Raw genomic sequence first — 26,189 nt, 5'->3', positions numbered from 1 at the left:
CCCACCCAGAACTGTCAGTGCTGGGTGCAAGGATCTCCTGCATGAATAGTGGACCCCTCGACCTGCGACAGGTCACAGCCCCAGGTGACGTCACGCCGGAGCTGAGGCAAGCACTCATCGGATGCTGGATTGAGGTCACCAACGCCGGCGGAGCAGCAGGGTTCCCCTTCCCGCCCATCGACGCGAGCCAGGCCGCCCCTGCGGTCGACTCCCTCATCGAGGGCCTTGTCCCTGAGACGAGCCGCCTCGTGATCGCATCGAGCAACAGCAACCTCGCCGGGTGGCTGAATGTTCGGCGTGATCCTTTTGAGCTCATCGCCCACTGGGGGACGCTCCAACATGTCCAGACACGGACAGGCCTGCGAGGCCGGGGCATCGGGGCTGCTCTCATGAATCACGTTCGTGACATCGCCCGCGACAAGATGGGGCTGGAACAACTCCGCCTGGCTGCACGCGGCGGCGTTGGGCTGGAGGACTTCTACGGCCGCCTCGGCTGGAAGGAGGTCGGTCGTTGGCCCGGCGCTCTTCGCCTCGCTCCCGGAGACGATCGCGACGAAATCCTGATGATCCTGGCACCGCTCTGACGCCAAGCATCTGTCTCAACACCATCGCGACAAAAGATCCCGTGATCGCCCCGATGAACACGGGATCTTGCATGTCAGGCAGACCTCACGATGTCTCATGAGACACCGAAACGGTGGGGAATGTTCCCCGTCGGACAAGACGACAGGCACCTCCTAGGTCCGGCCGCGCCGGCCCCCATGCTGAGAACCGGAAGCACTGCGTGATCGTAAGATTACGCAGAGCTTCCATCCGGGTGTGGGTGTTCCACACCCGGCACCTCTTTGGAGTGATCAACTCCGCTTGAAAGGCCCCCTGCGATGCGCGTACGAACCGTCCTGCGCAAAACCCTGATGACCGCGGCAGCCTGCCTTGCGCTGACCGCCGGAGCCACCACCCCCATCGCCACCGCGGCCGATGTGAGGGGAGAGGCGGACCCCATCATGCCCCTCGGTGCCAACGACTTCGTCAACCACCCGCAGAACCCGCCGTTCGACTGGAGCAACGACGGCTGCACATGGTGGCCCGACGGCATCTTCTTCGCGCCCTGCGCTCAGCACGACTTCGGCTACCGCAACTACGGCCGCCACGGCTCCACCCAGCTGAGGCTGAGCCCCACGCCGGAGACCAAGGCCTGGATCGACGAGCGCTTCTGGCATGGGATGCGGCACGCCTGCATCACCCACTACCCGGAGGGCAGTACCGCCCGCAATCTCTGCCTCGGCGAGGCGAAAGTCATGTACGACGGCTTGACTGCCGGCATCGGCCAGGACTCCTTCTACTAGAGCCTGTCGCGAAAGCGGATCTCGTTCACCGATGACCACCTGTTGTGGGACAGGGGGATGACGAGACGCCAGTGGGCCCGGCTTGATCCGTCGCTGCCGCAGCGGCATCAAGCCGGGCCGTTCGCAGGTGTAGGCCCTGCGGCAGTCGTCCGCGAAGGACACGCGACAGACCATGTCCCAACGTCTTGCACACGCGGCCTTCTCCGACCGTCATATCGAGCGCGACAACGCCCAGAAGCCACCGCCGACCACAAGCTGCCAAGCGAACGTGGAAGGCGTGAACGGACAACAGTCAGCAAGGACGGACAGGACTCTCAAAGCGCCTGGCGATGCCGCCACGGTCGTCTCCTGGCGATCCTGAGAACTGCCCCTGCCCTACGGCACTATCCGCCACGAAGACCGGCCGACTGTGCGCCGCACTCGCCCTGCAACCGCTCCCGAAACACGGCGTCCCAGGTCGCCGACGGGCCGGGAGCGCAGAGCGACACCCGTAGAGGTGGTCCCCACACCGAGGGCGAACCAACGGGCACACCGGGCGCGTGGACAGGGCATGGACCGTATCGACGCGACGCTGATTCCCGAGCCCGGACTCGTCGTCCCGGACATCACCGCCCCTGACGAGGCGACCGCGCACGCCGTGATGGCACAGCTGGAGCAGTTGTGGGCCACCTCCGGCATCACCCCCGTACGACGGGAGCCAGGGGTACCGGGAGTCCACGCCCGCGTGCATGCGGACATCCGGCGCCCCGGCGCTCAGCCCTGCCACCACTCCCCCGGCAGACACGAAGGGGGTGCTCCCTGAGCCCAGTAGCCGCCTGAACTTCATCCAGGCCCTGCGTACCGCTCCCCCAGCGAAAGACCAAAGATGACCCGCCCTGCACCACCTCGCCGACTCTCTTCGTGGCTACCGGCCTCAGGGCGCGATCTTCTCGGCCACGAGGATGTAGTCGAAGTACAGCGGAAACCCTGTCCGGGGATCGGTCGGGACGGGCTGGCTGCTCGCGTTGGCGAGGATGATTTTGAGGTCGTCGATCCCGTCGAAACCGGAGTCGTTGTAGTCGATGGTGTGTCCCCGGCGTTCAATCTCACGGCGCAGCTTCTTCTTGGGGGTGCGGAACACGTCGAGGCCGTCGAGCGAGACGTTCACGTCCTCGTCCTCGTTCGCGAACCGCCACAGCTCGATGCTGTGCAGCCTCTCCCCCGCGTCGAAGATCAGCACGAAGAGCAGTGTGACGTCCGGATGATTCACAACGTACTTGCCCGGCGGCCTGCCGCCCTCCGGGCTGTGCTGCACTGTGGCACCGCGCTCCCGCGCTGTCTCCATGGCCTCGTCGAAAGACATGCCGAGCCGGAAGGCGCTGGCACCGACGTGGGGCGTGATCTCGATGTCCATCCTTGGTCCTTATCCGTTCGCGGGTTCGGTCAGTTCCGCTCGGCCTATTTCAGCAGAGCGGCCGTGTCGATCGACCACCCGTGGTCCGTGAGCATTCTCTGCAGCGGCCTGTTGTGCTGAAGGCTGTTGACCATGTCCTCGATGTGCTGGTCGTACTTGTCGGGGAACCGGGACTTGATGTCGTCGATGTCCATCCGCATGGCCTCGGTGATGCGGCCCTGCCCGATCAACTCCCGCTGCCACTGGTGCCACGCCTGTGTCTCGTAGCCGAAACCGGTGCTGTAGAGCTGCACGTGGTCGCCGCGGTCCATGCGGATCGCCGGGCCGCGGCGCACCTCCTGCTCGTCGTGCGGTCTGCCCGCACGGTAGAAGCCCGGATTGGTGATGTCCTTCCACGCCGCCTTCGGCGGAATGTGGTTGACCTCCCGGCTGCCCGTGGGCAGAGGACTGCCGTGGTCGTCCAGGTTCGCGGGGAGCAGGCCGCCGTACCAGCCGCCCTTAAGTGTGCACCCCTTGGAGATCAGCCCTTCGGGGTCCATTGCCGTGAAGGGGTTCACGACGTACGTGGCCGCGTTGGGTGCCGGCACCAGGCCCAGCGGGTCCGACGTAACGTACCGGCCGGTCTCCGGGTCGTAGTGCCGGTGCAGGTTGTAGTGGAGGCCGGTTTCCTGGTCGTCGTACTGGCCGGGGAAGCGGAGCGGCGTGTGAGCGTCGGCCTCGCGGTTCCAGGACGTGAGTCCCCAGACCGTCGAGCGCTTGTACCAGGCGATGTCGCCCTGTTCGTCGACGAGTTCGGTCGGTGTGCCGACGAGATCGGTGACGATGGCGAAGAAGCGGCTGTCCACCTCCGGCTGCGAGGAGTCCCGCGTCAGCCGGCGCTCCAACTGGGAGACCGGGCGGTACCCCTCGTAGTCCCAGGTCAGTGTCACGCCGGACGACGTCTCCATCTGCTCGGCGAGCCTGGTGGCGTCCCAGGAGAAGCGGACCGTGGACGCGGCCGTCACCACGTCCGGGGCCATGCGGTGGTTGACGGTGCGGCGGCCCAGCGGGTCGTACGCGTAGCGCCACACCGTGCCGTCAGGAGTGGTGCAGGACTCCAGCCGGTCCTCGGCGTGCCACGTGTAGTGCCAGGTGTCGGGCTTGCGGGACAGGCGGCGTTTCTGGCGCAGCACGACCCGTCCGGCGGGGTCGTACTCGTAGCGTGTCGCGCCCGCGCCGGACAGCCGCGTCCCGTCGTAGGTCCGCTCGCCGCGGCTCTCGGTGTGGCGCGCCCGGTCGGGCCACCGGGCGTCGGTCTGGTTGCCGGTGGCGTCGTAGGTGTAGGTCTCCGACCAGTCCCCGGCCGTGACGCCGAGCGGGCGGCCCACCGGGTCGAGCTCGAACCGCCAGTCCACTCCGGCCAGTTCGTCGGTCATCCCGGTCAGGAAGCCGTCGGCGCGGTAGGTGTACGAGCGGTCACCGGGCCGCGGGCGGTGGTGACCGACTGGCCGGTCAGCCGTCCGATCGAGTCCCACCGTGAGGACAGGGTCACCGGCGCGTGCGTGGGTCCCAGCGTGCGACGTAGTTCCCGGCCCAGTTCGTCGCGCCCGAAGCGGAGGTCGTGCCCGGAGTTCTCGACGCGCACCCGGTTGCCGGCGGTGTCGTAGCCGTACGACGTGGACGCGCCGGTGGGGGTTGTGCGGGAAGCGAGCGCGCCGTGCCGGTCGTAGCTGAACCGCGTGGTGCGATCGTAGACGGTCTCCGCCACCAGGCGTCCGAACGTGTCCCGTTCGACGGTCAGGGAGGAGGAGGGCGAGTGGGCCTCGATGAGACGGTCTGCGGCGTCGTAGGTGTAGCGGGTGACGACACCGTCCGCGTTCTTCGTGAGCAGGTTGCCCACGGTGTCGTAGTCCATGGTGATGCGCTGCCCGAGCGGGGTCGTCCGGGCGGCGAGGCGGGACGCCGGGTCGTACTCGTAGGCGGTGGTTCGGCCGTCGGAGTCGGTCTGGGAGGCGGTCAGGCCCGACTGCCCGTAGCGGTAGCTCCAGCGCGCCCCTTCGGGGTTGAGGACACTGGTGATCCGCAGCTCGGTGTCGTACGTGAACTCGTGGCGCGCGCCGTCTTTGTCCGTGCGGGCGGCGAGGAGGTCGAACCACGTGTACTCGAAGCCGATGACGCCGCCCAGGGGGTCGGTGTACGTGAGGCAGTTGCCTTCCTCGTCGTAGGTCCACTCCTCCGTCGCTCCGTCCGGAGCGACGGTCCTCGTCAGCCAGCCGTCCGCCGTCCATTCCAGGCGGGTCAGGGAACCGGCCGGGTCGACGGACTCGTAGGGCCGCCCGAAGGCGTCGCGGCGCACCATGTACGTGGCGCCCTGCCCGTCGGAGGCCGAGAGGGCCAGGCCCGCCTGGTTGTTGGTGCGCGTCTCGGTCTCGCCGGCCGGGAACGTGACGGTGGCGACGGCGCCCGCCGCGTCGTATGTGTACGTGGTCGAGGTGCCGTCGGGCGCGATGACCGCGGTGCGGTTGCCGCACTCGTCGAAGCGTTGGCGCCACACGGTGCCGTCCGGGCCGGTCATCGCCTCCGGCTGGTGCAGGGCGTTGTACGTGGTCGTTGCCTGCCGCCCGTCCGGGTAGTGGACCGTCACGAGGTTGCCCGCGTCGTCGTAGGTGAACCGGGCCGTGTTCCCCAGTTCGTCGGTGCGGGCCAGCAGGTTGTCTTAGCGGTCCCACTCCAAGCGCACCGTGTTGCCGAGCGGGTCGGTCTCGCTGATGGTCTGGCCGAGCGTGTTGAGGCGGGTGACGGTGAGCGCCCCGGTGGAGTCGGTGAAGCGGGTCTCGCGGGCGGCCGTGTCGTAGGCGAACCGCGAGGACAGTGCGCCGCTGGGGCCGACCGCCTCGACGACCCGGCCGGCCGAGTCGTACACGTAGCCGTAGGTGTGGCCGTTGCGGTCGGTCCACGACGTCACGCGGTGCTCGTCGTCGTAGGTGAACCGCAGCGGTACGCCCCGCGCCCCCGATACTTCGGCGAGGCCGCCCGTCGTGTCGTACCCGAACGAGGCGACGCGGACCTGGCCTTCTGGTGTCTCCAGCTCCAGCGCTACGACCCGGCCCACCTGTGTATCGCTGGTGACGCGCACACGGTAGCCGCCCTCGTGCAGGACTGTTGAGGGAGGATCGTCGTCGCTGCGTACGAACTGCACGGCGTTGCCGTGGCGGTCCTCGATCTCGCTCAGCCAGTACATGCTGCCGGCGGAATAGGGGTTGCCGGTGAACCGGCGGGTCAGTCCCGTGCGGATGTCGGTCGTGGCGTACGTCAGATGCCCGAGGGCCGACCGCTCGACGAAGGTGAGGGCGATCCGCTCGCCTTCCAGGGGCAGCACTTCTTCGCCCGGCTCGCGCGGCAGTTGGGGATAGACCAGCAGGGAGCCGTCCTCGCGAGCCCAGACGGCGCCCCTGGCCGTCAGCTCCAGACGCTCGTCGAGGGTGGAGGCCCAGCTGGGTCCGAAGCAGTGCCCGTAGAGGTAGCCGGATATGTGGGTACGCCGGAACACCAGCGGCAGGACCCCCGGCAGCGCCAGGTCCGTCTGGGAGAGGACCGTCTCACCGCTGGCCACGTCGACCGGGTCGGTCTTGCACCGTCGGCTGCACAGGGACATCGCCGCCTCGCGTGCCCGGTCCACCATGTCGCGCATGGACTTCGGCCCGCGCCGCCCCGGCTTCGAGGTTCCCTGTCGTCCGTCCAGCCCGCCCTCATCACTGCGGACACCGGCCTTGACACCTCTGACCCTGTCGCGGACGTCGTGGTCGGTGTCCCGGTGTGTCTGGGAGCTCTTACTGATGGAGGTGGGCAGCTTCTTGCCCAGGTGGTCGCCCAGATCCTTCAGCCCGGTGCCGAGTTTGTCCATGACGCGGTCGATGGAGGCGTCCAGAGCCGCGGTCAGGGAGTCCTTGCCCTTGGCCCTGCCGTGGTGCCCCCTGGCGCGGCCGAGTTTCCCACCGGTCTTGTCCCGCATGTTGACCTGCACACTCGCCAGGTCGAGGTCTGCCCTCCCGTGGGCGTCGTGGTCGATCTTCGGCCCGCCGCCGGGGGCCCGGGCCCCCGGGCCCGCCCGCCGAGTTGAGCTGCAGCCCGTCCTTGCCGGCCTGCGCGGCCTGGCCGGTGTCGATGCCATCCTGGACACCGGCGACGTTGAACGCCGTCTGGATCGCCAGGTCCGCGACGATGTTCTCAATGGCGGCGACCGCCGGCTCGGTGAGCCTCGCGACGATCTCCGCGACCGCCGCCTCCGCCATCTCTTTGAGGATCCGCTTGAACGCGATCCGGGTGGCAGTGATCTTCGCCCCCGCGAGCAGCACCGACAGCCCGGCGGTGACCGGCGCGAAAGCAAGTGTGATCCCCACCGTGGCGCACAGGTCGGCGAGGTCCGCGACGGCGGCGACCTTCCGGGCCACGATGATGTCCGCGACCCGGTCCAGAGCCCCGGCGACGATCCGCCCCGCCGACTCCAGGTCCTTGTGCTTGCCCTGCACCTTCGACCAGTGCGCGTCGAGCGCCGTCAGCGACTCACTCTGCCCCGAGGACAGCAGCCGCTTGATCTGCTGATGCGCGGCGTACGCGTCATCACCCGCATCGTCCGCGAACTCCCGCAACGTGTCGGCCATGTCGCGGTACGCGTCCTCGTCGGCGTTGGGCCAGCCGACACCGACGACATCGAGCATCGTGTCAACACCCTCAGGAATCGTGTACCCCACGCCTCAACAGCCCCCGTCCGTCACACAGTTACCGCATGTCGATCAACCAGCATGACACGAGCGACCACAGACCGTCGCCGTACGGTCACCTGCCCGTACCCGGCTCCCCTGGCGCGCTACGCGCCGCCGCCCGCCGGGAGCTCCACGACTGTGAGAGGGAGCCGTGCCCCTCTGCCGTCACCGTGTCGCCGATGTCGGCACACGTGGACAGCTCGGCACTCTGTAGGTGCACCCCCGCGATCGACGGCCCGGCCCTGCCCGAGCCATCCTCGGCTCCCCCATCGGGCGCCCGCTCCACACCCCGACAGCTCGTTGGCGAGAACTGCCGCTCTGGACGAAAACCCCGGAAGCCACTGACCGCGCAGCTCAGTGACCCTGTGTCAGACCGTGGTGATAGACACGGGGCATGGACAACACCGAGACAGCTCCGCCCGGCGCCGGCCACCCCGGCGAAGCCGCTTTCAGACGCGGATGCCAGGCCCTGGAAAACCGACTGGGACAGCGCAGGCGCCCAGTTCGAGGAGGCGGTGCGCCGGTCCGGCCCGGAGATGCTCTGGCGTGTGACCGAGGCGTACCTGGGCAGCGAGGAGGCCGGGCAGTGGATGCGTCGCGCCGTCGCCTCGGAGAGCGAGCCCGGCGGCATCACGGTGGCCCCGGGCACGCTGGGCATCGTGAGCCACGACGAGTCCGATTTTCGCCAGGTGTGGGAAATCGCCGTCGAGTCGGACGACCATGCCCTCGCGGTCGTGGCGCTCAACGCCGCAGCAGACCGCATGTGGACGGTACTGGAGGACGGCCGTGAACGCTCGCCGCAGGAGGCGGAGGAGGTTCTGACCGAGCTCTACAGCCCGAACTGCGTCAACGTCGACGAAACCGTCCCCCTCGTGTGGCTGGACTGCAAGGACAGCGCCATGCCCCACATGGCCCGGACCGACCTGCGGATCATCGCGGACGAACTGCGCAAGGCCGGGATACGGCAAGCGCACCTGTACACCCCCTCGTCAGACAACTGACAAAGGCCCGCACCGATCGCGTGGCCGATCACCTGTCACACGACACGCTCACGCGGACGAGGGTGCCCCGGCCTTCGTCGAGCTGGGTCAGCGCGACAAGAACGTCGCCGGCCGAGACGTCAGACAGCTCCCGGCCCTCGCGCATGTGACCGCCGGCGGCAGCGCAACGGCGTGCATCGCGCGGACCGGATCCAGGGAGCTGCTCCCGTCACCGTACCGCTCCAGCAGCAGTGCCCCGGCGGCCAGCAGCATCTGCTCCCGGCCAGGATCGTTCGTCGTCGCCATTGCTGGCAGAATGCCACCTCCGACGCACCGCCCGCGATGCGCGGACGGTGCCGAGTATCCGGCGCAGGTACAGGATCAACTGGGAGGCGCGGGCAGGGTTTCGGGCCGGACTGGCCAAGCCGTGCGTCACCGCGATCGTTCGTCCGAACACTGCTGGGAACCCTGCTGCTGATCCGCCAGCCTGCCGACGCCCGGCGCGCCCCTGTGCCACTCCGACCAGGTACGGCCCGACGCAGCAGCCCGCACCCGCCTTCGCCGGGCCGGCGCCGGGCATCTCGACGGCCCTGTCCGCTACATCGCTCTCCGCCGGCCCATCCGGCCCGCGCCCGATGACGACCGAATACGAAGCCACCCTCCCGTCGAATGCCAGCCACGTCGAACACGAACGACAGTGGGAAAGATCCGCCGACATGTGCGCCGCCCTGGCGGAACTACACGGCCCACTCACCTCGGTGGCCAAGAAACTCGCCGCCTTGTGCGGCATCGACCTACTCACCGCGCAGACAAATGACGAATGAGAGGCAACCGCCCTCGCAATCCGAGGACTTCACGCCCCCACCCTCTCCCAGGAGCACGTCAGCGATCTCTCAGCGCGCAAGTGGGGAGATACAGGCCCGGCATCCGGATGTCGCGAGGAAGCCGTCGGCGACGACCTCCTCAGCTGATCGACTGCATACGGTGGCGGACATGTGCCGGAGGGCGCGGGCTCCCGGTGGCGCCGTGTGGTGCACGGGTCGAGCATGGGAACAGGGGGCTGGACCGTTGCAGCCGCGCCCACAGAGGGGTTCTCATGCCGATGCGTATGCCGTCCACCCTGTCGGACCCGCTGAGCAATCGTGGTAGCGCTTTCACGGCCGAGGAGCGGGAGCGCCTCGGGCTCGTGGGCCGGCTGCCCGATGCCGTGCTCACCCTTGACCAGCAGGCGGTTCGTGCCTACGAGCAGTTGCGGCAGGAGCCGACCGATCTGGCGAAATCCATCAACCTCGAGCAGGTGCACGACCGCAACGAGGTGCTGTACTACCGGCTGCTGCAGGATCACCTCGCCGAGTTGCTGCCGGTCGTCTACGACCCGACGGTGGGTGAGGCGATCAAGCGGTACAGCCACGAGTACCGGCAGCCACGCGGGGTGTTCCTGTCCGTCGACCGGCCGCAGGACGTGCGCCGCTCGTTCGAGGCACTCCAGCTCCACCGGGACGAGGTCGATCTGGTGGTGGTCACCGACGCCGAGGAGATCCTGGGGATCGGTGACTGGGGGGTGCAGGGCATCCAGATCTCGGTCGGCAAGCTCGCCGTCTACACCGCGGCGGCGGGGCTGCATCCCGCCCGCTGTGTGCCGGTGGTCTTGGACGTCGGTACCGACAACGAGAATCTGCTGAACGATCCCCTCTACCTGGGTGTGCGCCACAGCCGGGTGCGCGGGAAGCGTTACGACGCGTTCGTCGAGAGCTACCTGGAAACGGTCTCGGACCTGTATCCGAACGCGCTGCTGCACTTCGAGGACTTCGGGCCGGGCAATGCCCGCCGCATCCTGGAGACGTACGGGGAGCGCTACCGGATGTTCAACGACGACATGCAGGGCACCGGGGCGATCACCCTGGCCGCCGCGGTGTCGGCCTTGAAGATCACCGGCGACTCCTTCGCCGACCAGCGTGTCGTGGTGTTCGGCGCCGGCACCGCCGGGGTGGGCATCGCCGACCAGCTTCGTGACGCGATGGTCCGCGACGGGCTGGACCCCAAGGAGGCCACCCGCCGGGTCTGGCTGGTCGACAAACAGGGGCTGCTGGTCGAGGGCATGCCGGATCTGCGCGACTACCAGGCGCCCTACGCGCGGTCCGCCACGGAGGTGCGGGGCTGGGCGGACGGGAAGATCGACCTGCGGACCACCGTTCGGCAGGCCCGCCCCACCATGCTGATCGGCACCTCGACCACGCCGGGCGCCTTCGGCAAAGAGGTGGTCACCGCGATGGCCGAGCACGTCGAGCGGCCGATCATCTTCCCGCTGTCCAACCCCACCGAGAAGATCGAGGCCATGCCCGCCGACCTGCTCGCCTGGACGGATGGCAAGGTCCTGACGGCAACAGGCATCCCGGTCGAGCCGGTCGAACACGGCGGAGTGCGCCACGTCATCGGCCAGGCCAACAACGCGCTGCTCTACCCCGGTCTTGGCCTGGGCACCGTCGTCGCCGGGGCCTCACGGCTCACCGCCGGGATGCTGCTCGCCGCCTCGGAGGCGGTGGCCGGGCAGGTCGACGCCAGGGCCCCCGGCGCGCCACTGCTGCCGCCGGTGGCGAACCTGCGCGCTTCCTCGGCGACGGTGGCGGTGGCGGTGGTACGCGCCGCGGTCGAGGACAAGGTCGCCACCCGCCGGCCGGCCGATCCGGTCCAGGCCGTGCAGGACGCCATGTGGCAGCCGGTCTACGGAACGCTCTCCGAGAAGGAGGCGTCGCCATGACCTCCGGGCACCGGCACGCCGCCACCCAGCAGCCACCGAAGGTGCGGAACGTGCCGATCGGCATCGACGCCACCGGCACCCGCCGCGAGACGGACTCCATGGGCGCCGTCGAGGTGCCCGCCGACCGGTACTGGGGCGCCCAGACACAGCGGTCCCTGATCCACTTCTCCATCGGCGACGACCGCATGCCCAAGGCCGTCTACCACGCGTACGGATACGTCAAGAAGGCCGCCGCGCTCGTCAACGGCCGCGAGGGCCGCCTGCCGGGCTGGAAGGCGGATCTGATCGCCCGTGTCGCCGACGAGGTGATCTCCGGCGCGCTGGACGACCACTTCCCGCTGTACGTATGGCAGACCGGGTCCGGTACGCAGAGCAACATGAACGTCAACGAGGTCATCAGCAACCGGGCGATCCAACTGGTCGGCGGCACGCCGGGAGCCAAGACACCGGTCCACCCCAACGACCACGTCAACATGGGCCAGTCCTCCAACGACACCTTCCCCACCGCGATGCACATCGCCGCCGTCCGGGAGATCCACGCGCGTCTGATCCCGAAGGTGAGGGAACTTCAGCACGCCGTGGAAGCCAAGTCCCAAGCGTGGCGGGACATTGTCAAGATCGGCCGCACCCACCTGGAGGACGCCGTCCCGCTGACCGTGGGCCAGGAGTGGTCCGGCTACGCCGCCCAGATCTCCGACGCCGCCGACCGCGTCGAGGCCACCCTGCCGGGCCTCTACGAACTGGCTGTCGGCGGGACCGCGGTCGGCACCGGCCTCAACGCCCCCGACGGCTTCGGTGCCCAGGTGGCGCGGGAGACAGCACAGCTCACCGGTCACCCGTTCCGTACGGCCCCCAACTCCTTCGCCGCCCAAGGCAGCCTGGACGCCATGGTCGCGGCCTCGGCCGGACTGAGGGCTCTCGCCGTGCCGCTGATGAAGATCGCCAACGACATCCGCTGGCTCGCCTCCGGCCCCCGCTGCGGCATCGGCGAACTCTCCCTGCCCGCCAACGAACCGGGCAGCTCCATCATGCCCGGCAAGGTCAACCCGACCCAGTGCGAAGCGATGGTCATGGTCTGCATCCAGGTCCTGGCCGAGGACAGCGCCATCGCGCTCGCCGGCACCCAGGGCAACTTCGAACTCAACGCCATGCGGCCCGTCATCATCAACAACTACCTGCACTCCGCCCGCATTCTCGGAGACGCGAGCGAGAAGCTGCGCACGTACTGCGTCGAAGGCGCCGAACTGCACCGGCAGCAGATCGACGACCACCTCTCCCGCTCCCTCATGCTGGTCACCGCCCTCTCGCCGGAGATCGGCTACGACAAGGCCAGCCGGATCGCGCACAAGGCGGACGACGAAGGAACCACACTGCGCGAAGCCGCCCTCGCCACCGGCTACATCACCGCACAGGACTTCGACCGCATCGTCGACCCCAAGAAGATGGTCCGCCACGACCAGGGTTCAGCAGGTTGACGCCGCACTCCACAGCGTTCCGACGGCGCAGTCGAACTTGGGGGTCGACCCCCTCGCCGACCGCGTCTCTCGCGGTTACGGACCTGGTCGCACTACGCGTCGTTGTACTCTCGCTCAAGTTATGGGGACGCCACAGCATTCATAATCCGGGAGAGGAGGCGGATTGTGGAGGAACCACCTCAACGGAAATGAGCGCCTTTCCATGACCAGCTTGCAGCAACCTATCGAGTCCGGCTTCCACGCCGCGAACACCGCCCTTGATGTCGTCGACGGAGTCGACCTGACCGGTCGTACCGCCGTCGTGACCGGTGGCCACTCCGGAATCGGCCTGGAAACCACCCGGGCGCTGAGCGCGGCGGGAGCCACGGTTGTCGTTCCGGTCCGCCACCCCGACAAGGCGCGCGCCCGCCTGGCCGGGATCAACCGGGTCGAGATCGCCCAACTGGACCTGATCGACCCGGCGAGTGTCGACCGGTTCGCCGACGACCTGCTCGCCGCGAAGCGCCCGGTGCACATCCTGGTGAACAGCGCTGGCATCATGCGCGTGCCACTGACCCGCGACACACGCGGATACGAGGCCCACTTCGCGACCAACCACCTTGGCCACTTCCAGCTCGCGGTCCGGCTGTGGCCGGCCCTGCAACGGGCCCAGGGCGCCCGCGTCGTCGCCGTTTCGGCGTGGGCGCACCGGCTCTCGCCAGTGCACCTGGACGACCCGAACTTCGACCGCCGCCAGTACGACGAGTGGATGGGCTACGCGCAATCCAAGTCGGCCAACATCCTCTTCGCCCTCGGTCTGGACCAGCGCGGTGAGCCGGACGGTATCCGGGGCTTCTCACTGCACCCCGGGTCAATCATCACCACCGACCTCTCGCCTTGGGCCACCGATGCCGACCGGCGGGCGATGAACCTCATCGACGAGCGGGGCGAGCCGATCATCGACCCCGAACGCGGAGCCAAAACCGCCGAACAGGGGGCCTCGACCAGCGTCTGGTGCGGTACCAGCCCCCGGCTCGACGGCTACGGCGGCGTCTACTGCGAGAACAACAACATCTCCCCCGTCGCCGCTCACGACGACACCGTCGAGGGTCGCAGCACCTGGCCCGTCGGCGTCGCACCCCACGCCATCGCCCCAGCCACAGCGACAGACCTGTGGGACCTCAGCGAACACCTCACCGGGGCAAAGCTAGCCTGAGCCGCAGTGGAGCGCACGGCGGATCTCCGCTTCAACGAGCCGTAGCGGGGAGGGGATTGAAGATCGCGTCGAGATCGAACCCAGCCCGCCGCTGCCCGCCCGAACAGTGATGATCAGTTGAAACCGGCATCGGCCTGGGCCTGGGCCCGACCACCTGTGCAGTCCTGTCCGAAGGGCGAAGCATCGGCAATCCGCGTCTCCGGCCGCCGCGCTGAGCGACGGTCGGAGAGAGCGCAGCAAGCATGGTGTCAACGCGGCTCATCCAGCCAAGACTCGGTGACGTCCGATGCCACCGAGTCTTGGTGGGAGAGATTCAGCACAACGGTTGACTCGTCGACCGGCGACGGACGGACCCGGGCGGCAGGCATGCGGCCCGTATCGCAGCCGAGGACCGCCCCACAGGCTCCCGGCCCGCACGACTGTTGGGGAAACGCCTCAGGGTTCATGCCGCCTCCGGTCTTCGCAGGGGTGGAAGGGCGTATACGGCCTCCTCGCCTCCTCGCCGCTGAAGCTAAGCGCCGAGAGCTTTACGCAGTACGGCGATGCGTTCGGTCGCCTCCCGCTGGGATACGGCGGCGTCGGTAATGGCTGCGGAGCCGTGGAAGGTTCCGGGGAAGAGGTGGAGTTCGACGGGGATGCCTGCGGCGAGCAGCGCCGTGGCGTAGGCGATGCCTTCGTCTCGCAACGGGTCGAACTCCTTCGCTGAGATGTAGGCGGGCGGCAGTCCCGAGAGGTCCCCGGCACGGGCCGGGGCAGCATAGGGCGAGATGTCGTGGGTGCCGCGGCGTCCCTTGCCCAGGTAGGCGTCCCAGCTGCGGACGGCGGCCGGGCGATTCCACGTCGGGGTGTCCCCGAACGTGGTCATGCTGCCTGTGTCGAGCCGGTCGTCGAGTTCGGGGATGCCGAGGTACTGGAAAGCGATGGAAGGGCCGCGGCGGTCGCGGGCGAGCAGCGCCAGCGCGGCGCACAGTCCCCCGCCGGCACTGCCGCCGTGGATGGCGATGCGCTGAGGGTCCACGCCGAACTCCGCGGCGTGATCGGAGAACCAGGCAAGGGCGGCGTAGCAGTCGTCCAGGCCCGCGGGGAAGGGGTTCTCCGGGGCCAGCCGGTAGTCCACCGAGACCACCACGGCCCCGACGCCCCGGGCGATCGCGATGTTGTCGGCGTGCGAGGAGTCGAGATCGCCGAGGATGAACCCTCCCCCGTGCACGTCGAGGATTCCGACCGGGGCCGCCGCCACGTCAGGGACGTAGATTCGCACCAGGACGTCGGATGCTCCCTGGGGGCCGGGGATCGTGCGGTCGGTAACCGTCAGCCCAGTGGTGTCGGGGGCGGGTACCTGCGCCATCATCTGCGCGATCTGGGCGCGGACGGCGACGATGTCGCTGGAGTCGATTTCGGGGAACTGCTCGACCGCCGCGAGCTCGGGATCGATTGCGTACTTGGTGGGAACCTTCATGAGTGCCTTCCTGAAGGAGTGCCGCCACAGGCGACGTATGTGCGGTTCAGCGTTGATCTCTGGTTTGCAGGAACTCCTCCCGCCTGCCGGCCGTATGCGCGTCCGTCGCCGGACCGCTCGGACGCCGAAGGGCCGGACCGGTTGCACCGGGCGCCGTCGATGTGTGCGATCGATGGCTCTTCTGACGCCGGTGTGCCGCTCTGCTGATCATGCGGAGGCCGCCGGCAGAGGGAATGCGATGCCGGTCAGTTCCTGCGACAGAGTCCAGAGGCGGGCCCCGGTCTGCGGGTCTGTGTCCGCCGTCGGCGCCCGTCCCGGAACGGGGCCGCCGACGCCGCCGCGGGCCGGACCGTAGTACTGGCCACCGACGGCATCGGGGTCGACGGCCGCGCGCACTGCCGCCCAGGCGCTGCGGTGTTTGCCCTGGGCCATGGGCGCCAGTAGCCGGGCCCCCACACGGGCAGCCGGCGACGGCTCGTTGACGCCCTCGCGCTGCGGGCTCGCGCCGTCCAGGCCCAGGCCCGGGTGTGCGACGACGCAGCGGACGTCGAATGCGGCTTCGCGTAGTCGGCGGTCGAGTTCGAATCCGAAGGTTTGGACGGCGTGCTTGGACTGGGTGTAGGCCCGCTTCTGCTGGTAGGACCGTTCGCTCTGCAGGTCGTCGAGGTCGAACGCGGATCTTTTGGTCATGATGCTGCCGATCGGCACAACTCTGCTTCCTGGTGTGCCGCTCAGCAGAGGCAAGGTCAGTGCGGTGAGCACGAAATGGCCGAGGTGGTTGGTTCCCACAGCCAGCTCGAAGCCTTGTCGTGTAAGGCGTCGTTCCTTGCCTGGCTGGCTGATGCCGGCGTTGTGGATCAGTGCGTCGAGGCGGTTCATCCCGGCGAGCTCGGCGGCGGCCGATTGCACCGATTCGAGATCGGCGAGATCCAGCGGCACTGTTGTGACATCCGCCGTCGCGGTCTGGCGGCGGATGGAGTCGGCCGCGGAGCGCATACGTTCCGGACTCCGGCCGAGGATCACCACATGAGCGCCGGCGGCAGCAAGCTGCTCGGAGATGAAGTAGCCGATGCCGGCGTTGCCGCCGGTGACAGCGAATGTGCGTCCCGACAGGTCGGGGAGCGCATCAGGATTCCAGGACATCGGTCCTCCCTTGCTCTTGGTCGACGATGGCCCGCGCGGTGCGGGCTGCCCGCTTCTCGGTTGCCTCAAGGGGCTGCTGGTCTGCGGCGAAGACACCCTGCTGCAGGAAGAGCGCCAGTCCGTGGGCAGACGAGGAGACGCGCACGAGCAGGTCGAAGGCGGCGTCCCGATCCGGAACGATGCGGCTCGTGATGGGCATGAGGGTGTCGAAGAGGGACTGGCCTGCCTCGACCAGTTCCGGATACAGGGACTTGTCCAGGCCTGCGCTGAACGTTATGTCGAACAGTGCCCGCTCCTCGGCGGCGAAGCGCACGTACGCCGCGGCGAAGGCGGCCAGCTGCTCTGCGGGGTTCTCACTGGCCGAGACGGCGGCACTGTAGCGCCGGTGCTGTTCGCGGTAGCCCTGCCCGGCGAGGGAGGCGAGCAGGGCGTCGCGGTCGGCGAAGTGCTTGTACGGCGCGGAGACACTCACGCCGGCACGCCGGCACGCCTCGGCCAGGGTGAAACCGTGCGGACCACGTTCCAGGACGAGTACCAGAGCCGCTTGTTCCAGTGCGTTGCGCAGGTCTCCGTGATGTTGCCCTGTCGGGCGTCGTTTGACAGTCACGAGATTGAGGTTAACACTATTCACCAGAAGAGGTGAACAACATTCACCAAGGAGGTTCGCATGACACCCAGGGCTGCCTTCCGCAGCACCCTTGAGCTGATTGCTCAGGGACAGCACGTCAGCCTCACCACCTTCCGCAAGGATGGCCGAGCGGTCGCCACCCCGTTGTGGTTCGTCAGGGAAGGCGGGCAGCTGATCGTGATGACGGCGCCGGACAGCGGCAAGGTCAAACGGCTCCGTAAGAACAGCCATGTCGTCATCGCCCCCTGTGACAGCAGGGGCCGTATCACCGACGGCGCACCGAGCGCGGAGGCGACCGCGCGACTGATGGACACGACAGAAACCGCACGGGCCCACAAGCTGATGGTCCGCAAACACCTCCTGGTCCGGCTCGCGGACTGGTGGGACCGAGTCCGCCGCCGCCGTCGCCCCTGGATCGGCATCGCCGTGACCGACAACTGACACCCCCAAGCAAGAGGAGATCACTCATGGGACTGCCCCCGCGTACCGCAACCGACTGGACCATCGCCGTGTCCGGTGTGCTCGCCCTCACGATGGGCGCCGCCGGCCTGATCCGGCCGGACAAGCAACTCGAGATGATGGGCGACAACCCCGACGAGCGCGGCCCCGGCGACCACACTCCCGCCGTCCTGGCGACATCCTCGATCGCCGCGGTCAACATGGGCTGGCTCTACCTGCGGGGCGTCAAGAAAGACTGGCCCGGCTTCCCCGCGTTCACCGTTGGGGCCCGCTCGCTCATGGCCGCCGGGATGGTCGGCCTGATGGCCACCGGGCGCGCCCCCAAGTCGTTCAAGGCCGCGGCACTGTGGGAAGGGCTCGGCGCCGCCGCCACCGGAGCCGCCATTATCTGGGACCGCCGACGCGCCTGAACCATTCACCGCCGAGAGACGCCGCGGCAGGACCCCGCACCAGGCGCAGGCGACCACCGGTCGGCTGAGTCAGCGATACCGCCTTGCCCCATACGGCCCGAGACGCCGCTTGGGGCACAGGCCCCGCTCGCACTGCACCGTCGCAGCAGAGCTGTTCGTCACTGACAGTACGAAACCGTTTCGTTCACCTTCTGGTCGTGGACATCTTCACCACCATCCTCGGAAGCACTTTGGAGCACCCCATCATGAGCAAAAGCACTCAGACCCTCGACCACGCAGCGCCCGTGCCTCCGCCACATCACGAGAAGGGGCGGGACCCGAGCCCGTCACGGCACCGTTGGTGGGTGCTGGTCGTCATCGCACTGGCCCAGCTGATGGTCGTGCTGGACGCCACCATCGTGAACATCGCGCTGCCGTCCGCCCAGCACGAGCTGGGGTTCAGCGACGGAAACAGGCAGTGGATCGTGACCGCCTACGCACTGGCCTTCGGCAGTCTCCTGCTGCTCGGCGGCAGACTCGCCGACCTTTTCGGCCGCAGGATCGTCTTCCTGGTCGGTGTCGTCGGGTTCGCCGCAGCCTCCGCGCTGGCCGGTGCCGCACAAAGCTTCGAGATACTGGTCACCGGCCGCGTCCTGCAAGGGCTCTTCGGTGCCCTGCTGGCCCCGGCGGCACTCGCTCTGCTCAACGTCACCTTCACCAACGCCAAGGAGAGAGCTCGCGCTTTCGGCGTCTTCGGTGCCATCGGCGGCGCGGGCGGCGGCATCGGTCTCCTGCTCGGCGGACTGCTCACGGAACACCTGAGCTGGCGCTGGACTCTCTACGTCAACCTGCTCTTTGCCGCCCTCGCGTTCGTCGGCGGCCTGGCTCTGCTGCGCAAGGGCGCCCCGACGCGGCGGCCCAAGCTCGACATCCCCGGCACCATCCTGGCCTCGGCCGGACTCTTCGGCCTGGTCTACGGCTTCTCCAACGCCGAGACACACGACTGGTCCTCGCCGATGACCTGGGGCTTCCTGACAGCGGCGGTCATGCTGCTGGCCGCCTTCACCTGGTGGCAGACCCGCACCGACCACCCACTGCTGCCGCTGCGCGTGCTCACCGACCGCACCCGCGGCGCATCCTTCATCATGGTGGCCATATCCAGCGCCGGAATGTTCGGCGTCTTCCTCTTCCTCACCTACTACCTCCAGTCCTCGCTCGGCTTCACACCTGTCAAGACCGGGCTCTCGTTCCTGCCGATGATCGGCGCCCTGATGGTCGTCGCCCAGTTGTCCATCAGTGTGCTGCTGCCCAGGCTCGGCCCCAAGATGATCGTGCCGCTCGGCATGCTGATGGCCGCCGGCGGCCTGGTCTGGCTCACGGCCCTTGACCTGAACAGCACTTACGCCGCCGATGTACTGCCCGCTCTGCTCTTGATGGGCGTCGGCCTCGGCGTGGTGATGCCATCCTCGATGAGCCTGTCCATCTACGGCATCAGCCCCGAGGACGCGGGGGCGGGCTCCGCCGCCGTCAACACCATGCAGCAGGTCGGTGGAGCCATCGGTACCGCCCTGCTCAACACCCTCGCCGCGAGCGCCGCAACCGCCTTCCTCTCCGGGAAGGCGCCCACTGAGGCCGTCCTGGCCCAGGCCCAGCTGGAGAGCTACGCGACCGCCTACTGGTGGTCAGCCGGCCTCTTCGCCGCCGGAGCGGTGATCGCCGCGTTCATGTTCCGCAAGGGTCGCCCCGAGACCAGCGAAGACAGCGCCCCGGTCGTCCACATGTGACCCGCGCCCTCCCGACTCCCCGGAGCGCCCAGAGCGGAGGTGTCTTCCGGGGACGCCGGCCGCAAACGTTGTACGTGGGGACGGAACAACGCACAGCGGCCCGCCCGGCCGCCTCGCCGCGACAGAATCCGCCCGCGAGGCGGCCGGCTCCGGTCACCCGCCCTCCTCTCTCCCGCGCAGCCCAACCGCCTGCCCGGACAGAGAACTGAGGCTGCGGATCCTTCCCCGACCGCCGTCAGCGTGAGGAGCAGCGGACGCCGCCCTTGTCTGGCCGCGGTTGGTCCAAGGAACCAGTTGCTGATTCATCTGCCGGTCGCCGCCGACAGAGAAGAGGACCCATGGCGAGAGTGGCGAGGAGGCACGCGCCGGCCGCGGCGACGAACACTCCCATGAGCGCGTCGAAGCCCGGGAAGACGGTGCCTCCTACCTCCCGTGCGCCGACGCCGGCCATCCCGGCGGCGACAGCGCTCGCGGTCGATGTACCGATCGACCGCATGAGGGCGTTGAAGCCGTTGGCAGAAGCGCTCTCGGTGGCCGGAACGAGCATCAGAACCAGTACAGGCATCGCGCCGAATGCCAGCGAGGCACCGAGCGAGACCACCAGCGACCCCGCGAGAACCGGTCCGACGCCATGGCTGAACCAAATCCGTGCGACGTACGCGGCTCCCATGCACAGCGCACCGGCGCCGAGGGTGACAGCCGCGCCGTACCTGCGGGTGAGGAACGCCGACAGCGGTGCGGCCGCCCCGAATACGACAGCGGTGGGGGCCAGCAGCAGTCCGGTGGTCACGGCTTCGAGTCCGTGCCCGTATCCCGTGCCTGTGGGCGCCTGGAGGAGTTGTGTGGTGACGAGAGGATCCGCGAACATCCCAAAACCGACGAAGGCCGTGGCGACGTTCACGAGCAGGAGTGCCGGTCGGCGTGCGATGCGCAGGTCCACGAGCGGTCGGCGCACCCTCAGTTCCAGCGGAACCCACGCCGCGAGGACGACAGCACCACCGAGCGTGCACAGCAACGTGCCCGGTGCGGTCCACCCCCACTGACCGCCCTTTGTCAAAGCCAGCAGAAGGGAGGTCACGGCGATCGAAAGCAGTGCGGCACCCCAGAAGTCGAACGTGCCCCCGGTGCGGATCGATGACGAGGGAACCACAACCGCCACGGCAGCCAGCATCAGCGTTCCCGCGCCGCCCGTGACCCAGAAGAGCACGTGCCAATCCGCGTTCTGGGCCACGAGCCCTGACAGGGGAAGGGCGACACCGCCGCCAACGGCCACGGTCGCGCTCATCAGAGCGACCCCCAGCGGCGCCTTGGCGGCGGGCAGTTCATCGCGCATGATCGCGATCCCGATCGGGATGAGTGCGACACCGACACCCTGCAGCGCGCGAGCGGTGACAGCACCCGCCAGACCATGGGTCAGCGCGCCGATCAGTGAGCCGGCAACCATGAGGACGAGACAGCAGAGCATCACCGTTCGCTTGCCGTACATATCAGCCAGCCGGGATGCGACCGGCGTTGCGACCGCGGCTGCGAGCAGTGTTGCCGTAATCAGCCAGGACACGTTGGCCGCTGACGTGCCGAGCAGCCGGGGCAGTTCGGGGAGTATCGGGATGAGAAGCGTCTGCTGCAGCGCCGTGACCGTGCCTCCCAGGCACAGTGTCGCGACGAGCGCGGCTGTTCGACGACCTGAGGTCGGTGGCGACACGGTAGCTCCGTCCGGTCGGCGCGCTCACTGGCAACGCGGCCTTGAACTGCCTCAAGCGGCCGTACCGGTCAGGGCCGAGGGCCACCACACGCTGCCGTCGAACACCCGCGGCCCGTTCCCGTAAGGCAGCGGAAAAGGAAGCCTGATGAATGGGCGCACGGCTCAGGTATATCCGCGTCGGAACAAGCCTGCAGCTCAGTAATCGCAGGAACAATTCCGAACATCCCCCACGGATGAAGACTTCACGAGAGAAGAGCGGAATTAAGCTAGCCGCATCGGTGCGGGCGGTCAAGCAGTCCACTCCGCATACCCCTGCCACACTTGCGTCGAATCACATAATGACTTGAGCATTCAATGCCCGATCACCATGTGATCTGACGGATGCCGGAATCTTGCCAAGGCAGCGACTCGCGAGAGGGAATCGCGGCACGGATTCAATACAAAGAGCAGGTCAGAGGGGCTTGTGAGTGACTTTTGGAGCTTCCAGCAGCCCCCATTGACAATCACGTGACCCGTATTAGAGTGCGGGATACCTGGAAGCCCCAGCACCTGGCTTGGGCATCAAAGAGATCCGGGCTGAGCATCCTTTAGTCGACGCCCGGTGGCGCGCCATGGCGCCACTGGGGAAATACCCTGTCCTCGACGCACATGTCCGATGTGCGGGAAATTAATCTGGTCGATGGGATGTCACGCTGCATTCTGCCTTCTTAAAGGGAGCACGACAGTGGGTTCACCGATCAATATTCCTAAACTCGGTTGGACGATGGAGGAGGGAACGCTGGCGGAATGGCTCGTCGATGACGGTGCCGCGGTCGCCGCGGGTGAACCTCTGTACCTCCTTGAGAGCGACAAGGTCGAGAACGAGATCGAGGCTCCGGCAAGTGGCGTAGTGCGCCAGGCCAAGAAGGCCGGCGAGTCCTATCCGGTCGGTACGGAGATCGGAACGATCGACTGACCGTGCACCGACCGTGATCGACCGAACCGAACGACCACGAGGAGGCCCGGATGGGCGGCGCAGTTCAGAAGAACATCACCTTTGTGAAGGCCATCAACCTGGCTCTGCACGACGCCCTGGCTGCCGACCCCTCGGTGTTCCTCATGGGCGAAGACATCGCCGACCCGGAGGACGGTGGCGTCTGGAAGGCGACCGCCGGCCTGTCGACCAAGTTCGGGACCCGGCGCGTCCGTTCCACCCCGATCGCCGAGGAGGGCTTCGTCGGCGCTGGAGTCGGCGCCGCGCAGGCGGGCCTGCGTCCCGTCGTGGAGGTGATGCTGATGGGCTTCATCACCGTGGCCATGGATCCCATCCACAACACGGCAGCGAAGTGGCGATACATGACCGCCGGGAAGAGTTCGGTACCCATCACCATCAGGACCCTGGGCGGCGCCGGGAGCGGCGTAGGCGCCCAGCACTGCGACCAGTTGGAGAGCTGGTTCGCTGCCAGCCCCGGCCTGAAAGTGGTTCAGCCCTCGAACCCGGTGGAGGCGTACGGCCTGCTGACCGCGTCCATCTTCGATGACGACCCGGTGGTGTTCATCGAGCAGTCGTCCCTCACCGGCCGGCCGCTCAAGATGCCGGTTCCCGAGCCGGGCACGCGTTTCCCGATCGGCAAGGCGAACGTCAGTCGTTCGGGTACCGATGTCTCCGTGATCGGGTACGGAGCGCAGATCGCGGATGCCCTCGGCGTGGCGGAGACCCTGGCGGGCGAAGGTATCTCCGTCGAAGTCATCGACCTGCGCACGATCGCGCCCTTCGACGCCCCGGCAGTCCTCGCCTCAGTCGCGAAGACCAAACGGGCTGTGGTCGTACACGAGGCACGGACGAATTTCGGGCCATCGGCCGAGATCGCGGCCCAGATTTACCACGAGCTGTACGGAGAGCTGGCCGCACCGGTCCAGCGGGTCGGAGCACCGTTCACTCCCGTTCCGGCCAGCCGGCCGCTGGAGTCCCTCTTCATGGTCGGCCCGGCGGAGATCGAGGCTGCCGTCCGCCGGACCCTGCGCAGCTAGGGCCTGTCCGGCTCGCCGGCCGAACCGCCGTCAGTCAGAAAGGACAACGAGCATGGCAACGACACAACCGCGGTACACCGAGTCTGCGCTGATCTCGAAGGAGCGCTACATATCCACCGAGTGGCTCTCGGCCGAGTACGAGCGCCTGTGGCCGAAGGTCTGGCAGATGGCGTGCCGGGTCGAGCAGGTTCCCCAGCGGGGTGACTACTACGAGTACACCATCGGCACCCAGTCGATCCTCGTGGTCCGCGAGAGTGAGGCCTCCGTCAAGGCGTACCGCAACGCCTGCCTGCACCGCGCGACGCGTATCTGTTCCGGCACCGGCAACGTTGACGGAGAACTGCGCTGTCCGTTTCACGGGTGGGCGTGGAAGCTCGACGGATCGGTCCTGGAGATCCCCGACGCGGACGACTTCGCACCGGAGTGCCTCTCGCGGGCGGACCTCAGACTACCCGAGGTGCACGTCGGCCTCTGGGGCGGATTCGTCTTCCTCAACATGTCCAAGGACCCGGAACCGCTGCTCGACTTCCTCGCACCCGTCGTCGAAGGTCTGGCCCCGTTCGAAGTCGACAAGATGCGGCTGCTGCGGCACCGGACAACGGTCATGGACTGCAACTGGAAGGTTGGCCTCGCAGCGTTCAACGAGGCCTACCACGTCGAGGCCACCCACGTGTGGGACCTCAGCGGCTATGCGGGAGGCACGACGATCAACAGGCGGCCCGGTGAGGGAGCCACGTCAGCCGGGCCCGGCGAACGAGTCAATGTCCGGGACGCCGAGGGCCGCACGCCGGGCGCCTACCAGTTCCTGTACGAGACGTTCGAGACGCACAACAAGATGCGCAACGTCCCCGAGCTGTTGAACGAGAGCGCGACGCTGGGTGAGTTGGGCGACCCCAGGAAGGCGGCGCTCGAACTGCTCCAGCTGAACCAGATGATCGGGCTCGCGCACCAGGACGACATCAACTACGTCGAGGCCATGACCGACGTACCAGGTGACGTGCCATCAGTGAGGTTCTTCACCGACGTGCGCCGCGCCGTCGGGGCGGCGGGCGGTGTCGACTACTCGCACATCCCTGACGAGGACATGCTCTCCGCGATCGACTACTGCGTCTACCCCAACATGGTCGGCCCGATCAACGCCGGGAACTGGATCCTCTTTCGTTTCCGGCCCAACGGCAACGACCCCGACACCTGCCTCTACGACGTCATGTTCCTGCACCGCTTCGGCGAGGGCGAGGAAGTGCCCAAGGTCGAGGCCGAGTTCTACCCGCGATGGGAGGACCACGCCGGGTGGGGCCCGACCATCGGGCAGGACCTCGCCAACATGGGCCACGTCCAGGCCGGAATGCACCAGACGTCGTTCAAGGCTCTGCGGCTGAACCGCCAGGAGGCAGGCGTGCGCAACTTCGAGGGATTCATCGACCGCCACATGCTGGCCGACGGCGACCCCGCCGCCTGATCTGTCACGGGGAGCACTGATGACCTCGCCCACCGAGGATGCGTCCGAAATCCGTGTCCGGGTCCTTCCCCTGGACGTCGAACTGACTGTCCGCCCCGGCGAGTCGATGATGGCGGCGGCTCAGCGTCACGGGTACTTCTGGCCGACGCGCTGCCGAGGCCAGGCTCTGTGCACGGCGTGCCTCTTCGAGGTTGTCTCGGGGGACGAGGAATTCGACCCGGTCCAGCCGCTCGAACAAGAGGCACTTGAGTCGCTGAGCGAATTCCAGGCCACGCGGAGGTACCCGCTCAGACTGGGCTGTCAAGCCCGCCCCGGCGGACCGGCGGCAGTCTTCAAACGCGGAATGAAGCCCGCCGACCGTCCCCGGCCCACCACCGGATTCTGGGGTTAGGGGGTGTCTCCCGCCCGTCCGGCACGACGTGCCAGGCGGCCTGTGCCGCCTGGCAAGAGAGAAGGAGCGTCACATGGCGAGTCCTGACGACGTAACCCTCGTCCCGCATACGACCATCCGTCGGCGTATCGCGCGCCACATGACCGCGTCGAGCCGCGCAGCCCCCCACGCCTACGCCACGGTCGATGTCGACTACAGCGCGGTGGATACGGTCCGCCGAATCCATGCCGCACGGTGGCGGCAGGAACACGGCTACAGCCTCACGTATCTTCCGTTCGCCGCGCGCGCGGTCGCTACAGGAATCGGACAGTACCCACAGCTGAACGCCCGATATACCGATGACGGCCTGGAACTCCGCAGCAGCGTCGGCCTCGGAGTGGCGGTCGACATGAACTTCGAGGGGCTGATCGTCCCGGTCGTCCAGCGGGCGGACACGCTCGACGTACCTGCTTTCGCGCGGGAGATCAACGCCTTGGCCGGCCGGACGCGCAGCGGCGAACTGCGAGGTGGTGATGTAGCGGGTGGCACATTCACGCTGTCGAACCCCGGCCCATTCGGTGCCCGGACGACGCTGCCGATCATCAACCAGCCTCAGGTGGCCATCATCACCGTCGATGCCATCGCTCCCCGCCCCGCGGTCGTCCCTGATGGCGAGGGCGGTCACACACTGACGGTTCGTCCCATCGGCAATCTGACCCTGGCCTGGGACCACCGCGCCTTCGACGGGGCGTATGCGGCGAGCGCCCTGGGGGCGATCCGCACCGCGCTCGAATCGCACGACTGGCGGACGGAGTTCACCTCCTGGGCTCCCCTCGCACAGACCGAATCCGCGATCACTTCGCCGGCCGCCTGAGCGTTCCCCCCTCGCATACGAAC

The 26,189-nt window shown here is 67.9% G+C and carries 23 protein-coding genes and 1 pseudogene; 16 read left to right on the top strand and 8 right to left on the bottom strand.

The features are described from left to right. Positions 1–41: 41 nt before the first annotated feature. From ACFT9I_RS18840 to ACFT9I_RS18830, 3 genes are all read left to right on the top strand, one after another. Positions 42–584 (top strand): GNAT family N-acetyltransferase, encoded by a 543-nt coding sequence (locus tag ACFT9I_RS18840; protein ID WP_382565556.1) that lies wholly within the window; start codon positions 42–44, stop codon positions 582–584. A gap of 297 nt (positions 585–881) precedes the next feature. Continuing rightward, entirely contained in the window at positions 882–1,346 is a 465-nt protein-coding gene (locus tag ACFT9I_RS18835) for a phospholipase A2 (protein ID WP_382565555.1), read from the top strand. 550 nt (positions 1,347–1,896) lie between these two features. Continuing rightward, positions 1,897–2,148: a DUF6207 family protein gene (locus tag ACFT9I_RS18830; RefSeq protein ID WP_382565553.1), complete on the top strand. Its 252-nt coding sequence runs from the start codon at positions 1,897–1,899 to the stop codon at positions 2,146–2,148. A 111-nt stretch (positions 2,149–2,259) separates the two neighbouring features. On the opposite strand, the gene ACFT9I_RS18825 is transcribed toward ACFT9I_RS18830, so the two are convergent. The 3 genes and pseudogenes from ACFT9I_RS18825 to ACFT9I_RS18815 all read right to left on the bottom strand — a co-directional run bounded on the left by ACFT9I_RS18825 (position 2,260) and on the right by ACFT9I_RS18815 (position 7,436). After that, positions 2,260–2,739 (bottom strand): hypothetical protein, encoded by a 480-nt coding sequence (locus ACFT9I_RS18825; protein ID WP_382565551.1) that lies wholly within the window; start codon positions 2,737–2,739, stop codon positions 2,260–2,262. Positions 2,740–3,218: 479 nt separating this feature from the next. Then, positions 3,219–6,283, bottom strand: a pseudogene (locus ACFT9I_RS18820) (RHS repeat-associated core domain-containing protein); the annotation flags it as partial. A 265-nt stretch (positions 6,284–6,548) separates the two neighbouring features. Next, positions 6,549–7,436 carry a hypothetical protein gene (locus ACFT9I_RS18815; RefSeq protein ID WP_382565549.1) on the bottom strand — a complete coding sequence of 296 codons (888 nt, stop codon included), beginning with the start codon at positions 7,434–7,436 and terminating at the stop codon, positions 6,549–6,551. Positions 7,437–8,029: 593 nt separating this feature from the next. Here ACFT9I_RS18815 and ACFT9I_RS18810 point away from each other — a divergent pair. Continuing rightward, positions 8,030–8,482, top strand: coding sequence for a hypothetical protein (locus tag ACFT9I_RS18810; RefSeq protein WP_382565547.1), 453 nt, complete (start codon positions 8,030–8,032; stop codon positions 8,480–8,482). A gap of 87 nt (positions 8,483–8,569) precedes the next feature. Here the strand turns inward: ACFT9I_RS18810 and ACFT9I_RS18805 are convergent, their stop codons facing one another. Next, complete coding sequence (locus ACFT9I_RS18805; RefSeq protein ID WP_382565546.1) at positions 8,570–8,767, bottom strand: hypothetical protein; 198 nt, start codon at positions 8,765–8,767, stop codon at positions 8,570–8,572. A gap of 329 nt (positions 8,768–9,096) precedes the next feature. Here ACFT9I_RS18805 and ACFT9I_RS18800 point away from each other — a divergent pair, with 329 nt between their 5' ends. The 4 genes from ACFT9I_RS18800 to ACFT9I_RS18785 all read left to right on the top strand — a co-directional run bounded on the left by ACFT9I_RS18800 (position 9,097) and on the right by ACFT9I_RS18785 (position 13,889). Then, complete coding sequence (locus tag ACFT9I_RS18800) at positions 9,097–9,285, top strand: hypothetical protein (RefSeq protein ID WP_382565544.1); 189 nt, start codon at positions 9,097–9,099, stop codon at positions 9,283–9,285. A gap of 236 nt (positions 9,286–9,521) precedes the next feature. Beyond that, positions 9,522–11,219: an NAD-dependent malic enzyme gene (locus ACFT9I_RS18795; RefSeq protein ID WP_382565643.1), complete on the top strand. Its 1,698-nt coding sequence runs from the start codon at positions 9,522–9,524 to the stop codon at positions 11,217–11,219. Then, positions 11,216–12,694: a class II fumarate hydratase gene (gene fumC / locus ACFT9I_RS18790; protein WP_382565541.1), complete on the top strand. Its 1,479-nt coding sequence runs from the start codon at positions 11,216–11,218 to the stop codon at positions 12,692–12,694. Before ACFT9I_RS18795 ends, fumC begins: the two co-directional genes overlap by 4 nt. Before the next feature lie 202 nt (positions 12,695–12,896). Next, a complete protein-coding gene (locus ACFT9I_RS18785) occupies positions 12,897–13,889 on the top strand; it encodes an SDR family NAD(P)-dependent oxidoreductase (RefSeq protein WP_382565539.1) in 993 nt (330 codons plus the stop codon). A gap of 511 nt (positions 13,890–14,400) precedes the next feature. On the opposite strand, the gene ACFT9I_RS18780 is transcribed toward ACFT9I_RS18785, so the two are convergent. The 3 genes from ACFT9I_RS18780 to ACFT9I_RS18770 all read right to left on the bottom strand — a co-directional run bounded on the left by ACFT9I_RS18780 (position 14,401) and on the right by ACFT9I_RS18770 (position 17,098). Further along, positions 14,401–15,348, bottom strand: coding sequence for an alpha/beta hydrolase (locus ACFT9I_RS18780; RefSeq protein ID WP_382565538.1), 948 nt, complete (start codon positions 15,346–15,348; stop codon positions 14,401–14,403). Positions 15,349–15,555: 207 nt separating this feature from the next. Next, positions 15,556–16,491, bottom strand: coding sequence for an SDR family NAD(P)-dependent oxidoreductase (locus tag ACFT9I_RS18775; RefSeq protein WP_382565537.1), 936 nt, complete (start codon positions 16,489–16,491; stop codon positions 15,556–15,558). Further along, a complete protein-coding gene (locus ACFT9I_RS18770; protein WP_382565535.1) occupies positions 16,475–17,098 on the bottom strand; it encodes a TetR/AcrR family transcriptional regulator in 624 nt (207 codons plus the stop codon). Before ACFT9I_RS18770 ends, ACFT9I_RS18775 begins: the two co-directional genes overlap by 17 nt. 60 nt (positions 17,099–17,158) lie before the next feature. Here ACFT9I_RS18770 and ACFT9I_RS18765 point away from each other — a divergent pair, with 60 nt between their 5' ends. The 3 genes from ACFT9I_RS18765 (at position 17,159) to ACFT9I_RS18755 (ending at position 19,751) form a co-directional block, all read left to right on the top strand. Next, complete coding sequence (locus tag ACFT9I_RS18765; RefSeq protein WP_382565534.1) at positions 17,159–17,560, top strand: PPOX class F420-dependent oxidoreductase; 402 nt, start codon at positions 17,159–17,161, stop codon at positions 17,558–17,560. Positions 17,561–17,586: 26 nt separating this feature from the next. After that, positions 17,587–17,988: a hypothetical protein gene (locus tag ACFT9I_RS18760; protein ID WP_382565532.1), complete on the top strand. Its 402-nt coding sequence runs from the start codon at positions 17,587–17,589 to the stop codon at positions 17,986–17,988. A gap of 245 nt (positions 17,989–18,233) precedes the next feature. After that, the gene (locus ACFT9I_RS18755; RefSeq protein ID WP_382565531.1) at positions 18,234–19,751 is read left to right on the top strand and encodes a DHA2 family efflux MFS transporter permease subunit; all 1,518 of its coding nucleotides are present in this window, start codon (positions 18,234–18,236) and stop codon (positions 19,749–19,751) included. Positions 19,752–19,986: 235 nt separating this feature from the next. Here ACFT9I_RS18755 and ACFT9I_RS18750 read toward each other — a convergent pair whose 3' ends face one another. Beyond that, positions 19,987–21,453 (bottom strand): MFS transporter, encoded by a 1,467-nt coding sequence (locus ACFT9I_RS18750; RefSeq protein WP_382565529.1) that lies wholly within the window; start codon positions 21,451–21,453, stop codon positions 19,987–19,989. Positions 21,454–22,177: 724 nt separating this feature from the next. On the opposite strand from ACFT9I_RS18750, the gene ACFT9I_RS18745 reads away from it, so the two are divergent. From ACFT9I_RS18745 to ACFT9I_RS18725, 5 genes are all read left to right on the top strand, one after another. After that, positions 22,178–22,408 (top strand): lipoyl domain-containing protein, encoded by a 231-nt coding sequence (locus ACFT9I_RS18745; RefSeq protein WP_382565527.1) that lies wholly within the window; start codon positions 22,178–22,180, stop codon positions 22,406–22,408. Between the two features lie 50 nt (positions 22,409–22,458). Next, the gene (locus ACFT9I_RS18740) at positions 22,459–23,463 is read left to right on the top strand and encodes an alpha-ketoacid dehydrogenase subunit beta (RefSeq protein ID WP_382565525.1); all 1,005 of its coding nucleotides are present in this window, start codon (positions 22,459–22,461) and stop codon (positions 23,461–23,463) included. Positions 23,464–23,515: 52 nt separating this feature from the next. Continuing rightward, positions 23,516–24,922 carry a Rieske 2Fe-2S domain-containing protein gene (locus ACFT9I_RS18735; protein WP_382565524.1) on the top strand — a complete coding sequence of 469 codons (1,407 nt, stop codon included), beginning with the start codon at positions 23,516–23,518 and terminating at the stop codon, positions 24,920–24,922. A gap of 19 nt (positions 24,923–24,941) precedes the next feature. Continuing rightward, positions 24,942–25,313, top strand: a complete 372-nt coding sequence (locus ACFT9I_RS18730; protein WP_382565522.1) for a 2Fe-2S iron-sulfur cluster-binding protein — start codon at positions 24,942–24,944, stop codon at positions 25,311–25,313. A 73-nt stretch (positions 25,314–25,386) separates the two neighbouring features. After that, positions 25,387–26,166, top strand: a complete 780-nt coding sequence (locus ACFT9I_RS18725; RefSeq protein ID WP_382565520.1) for a 2-oxo acid dehydrogenase subunit E2 — start codon at positions 25,387–25,389, stop codon at positions 26,164–26,166. Positions 26,167–26,189: the final 23 nt, after the last annotated feature.

This window comes from Streptomyces sp. NPDC057137, assembly GCF_042670825.1.
GTDB lineage: Bacteria > Actinomycetota > Actinomycetes > Streptomycetales > Streptomycetaceae > Streptomyces.
The sequence above is the reverse complement of the archived record's forward strand: the minus strand, read 5'-3'. Positions and strand labels throughout refer to the sequence as shown.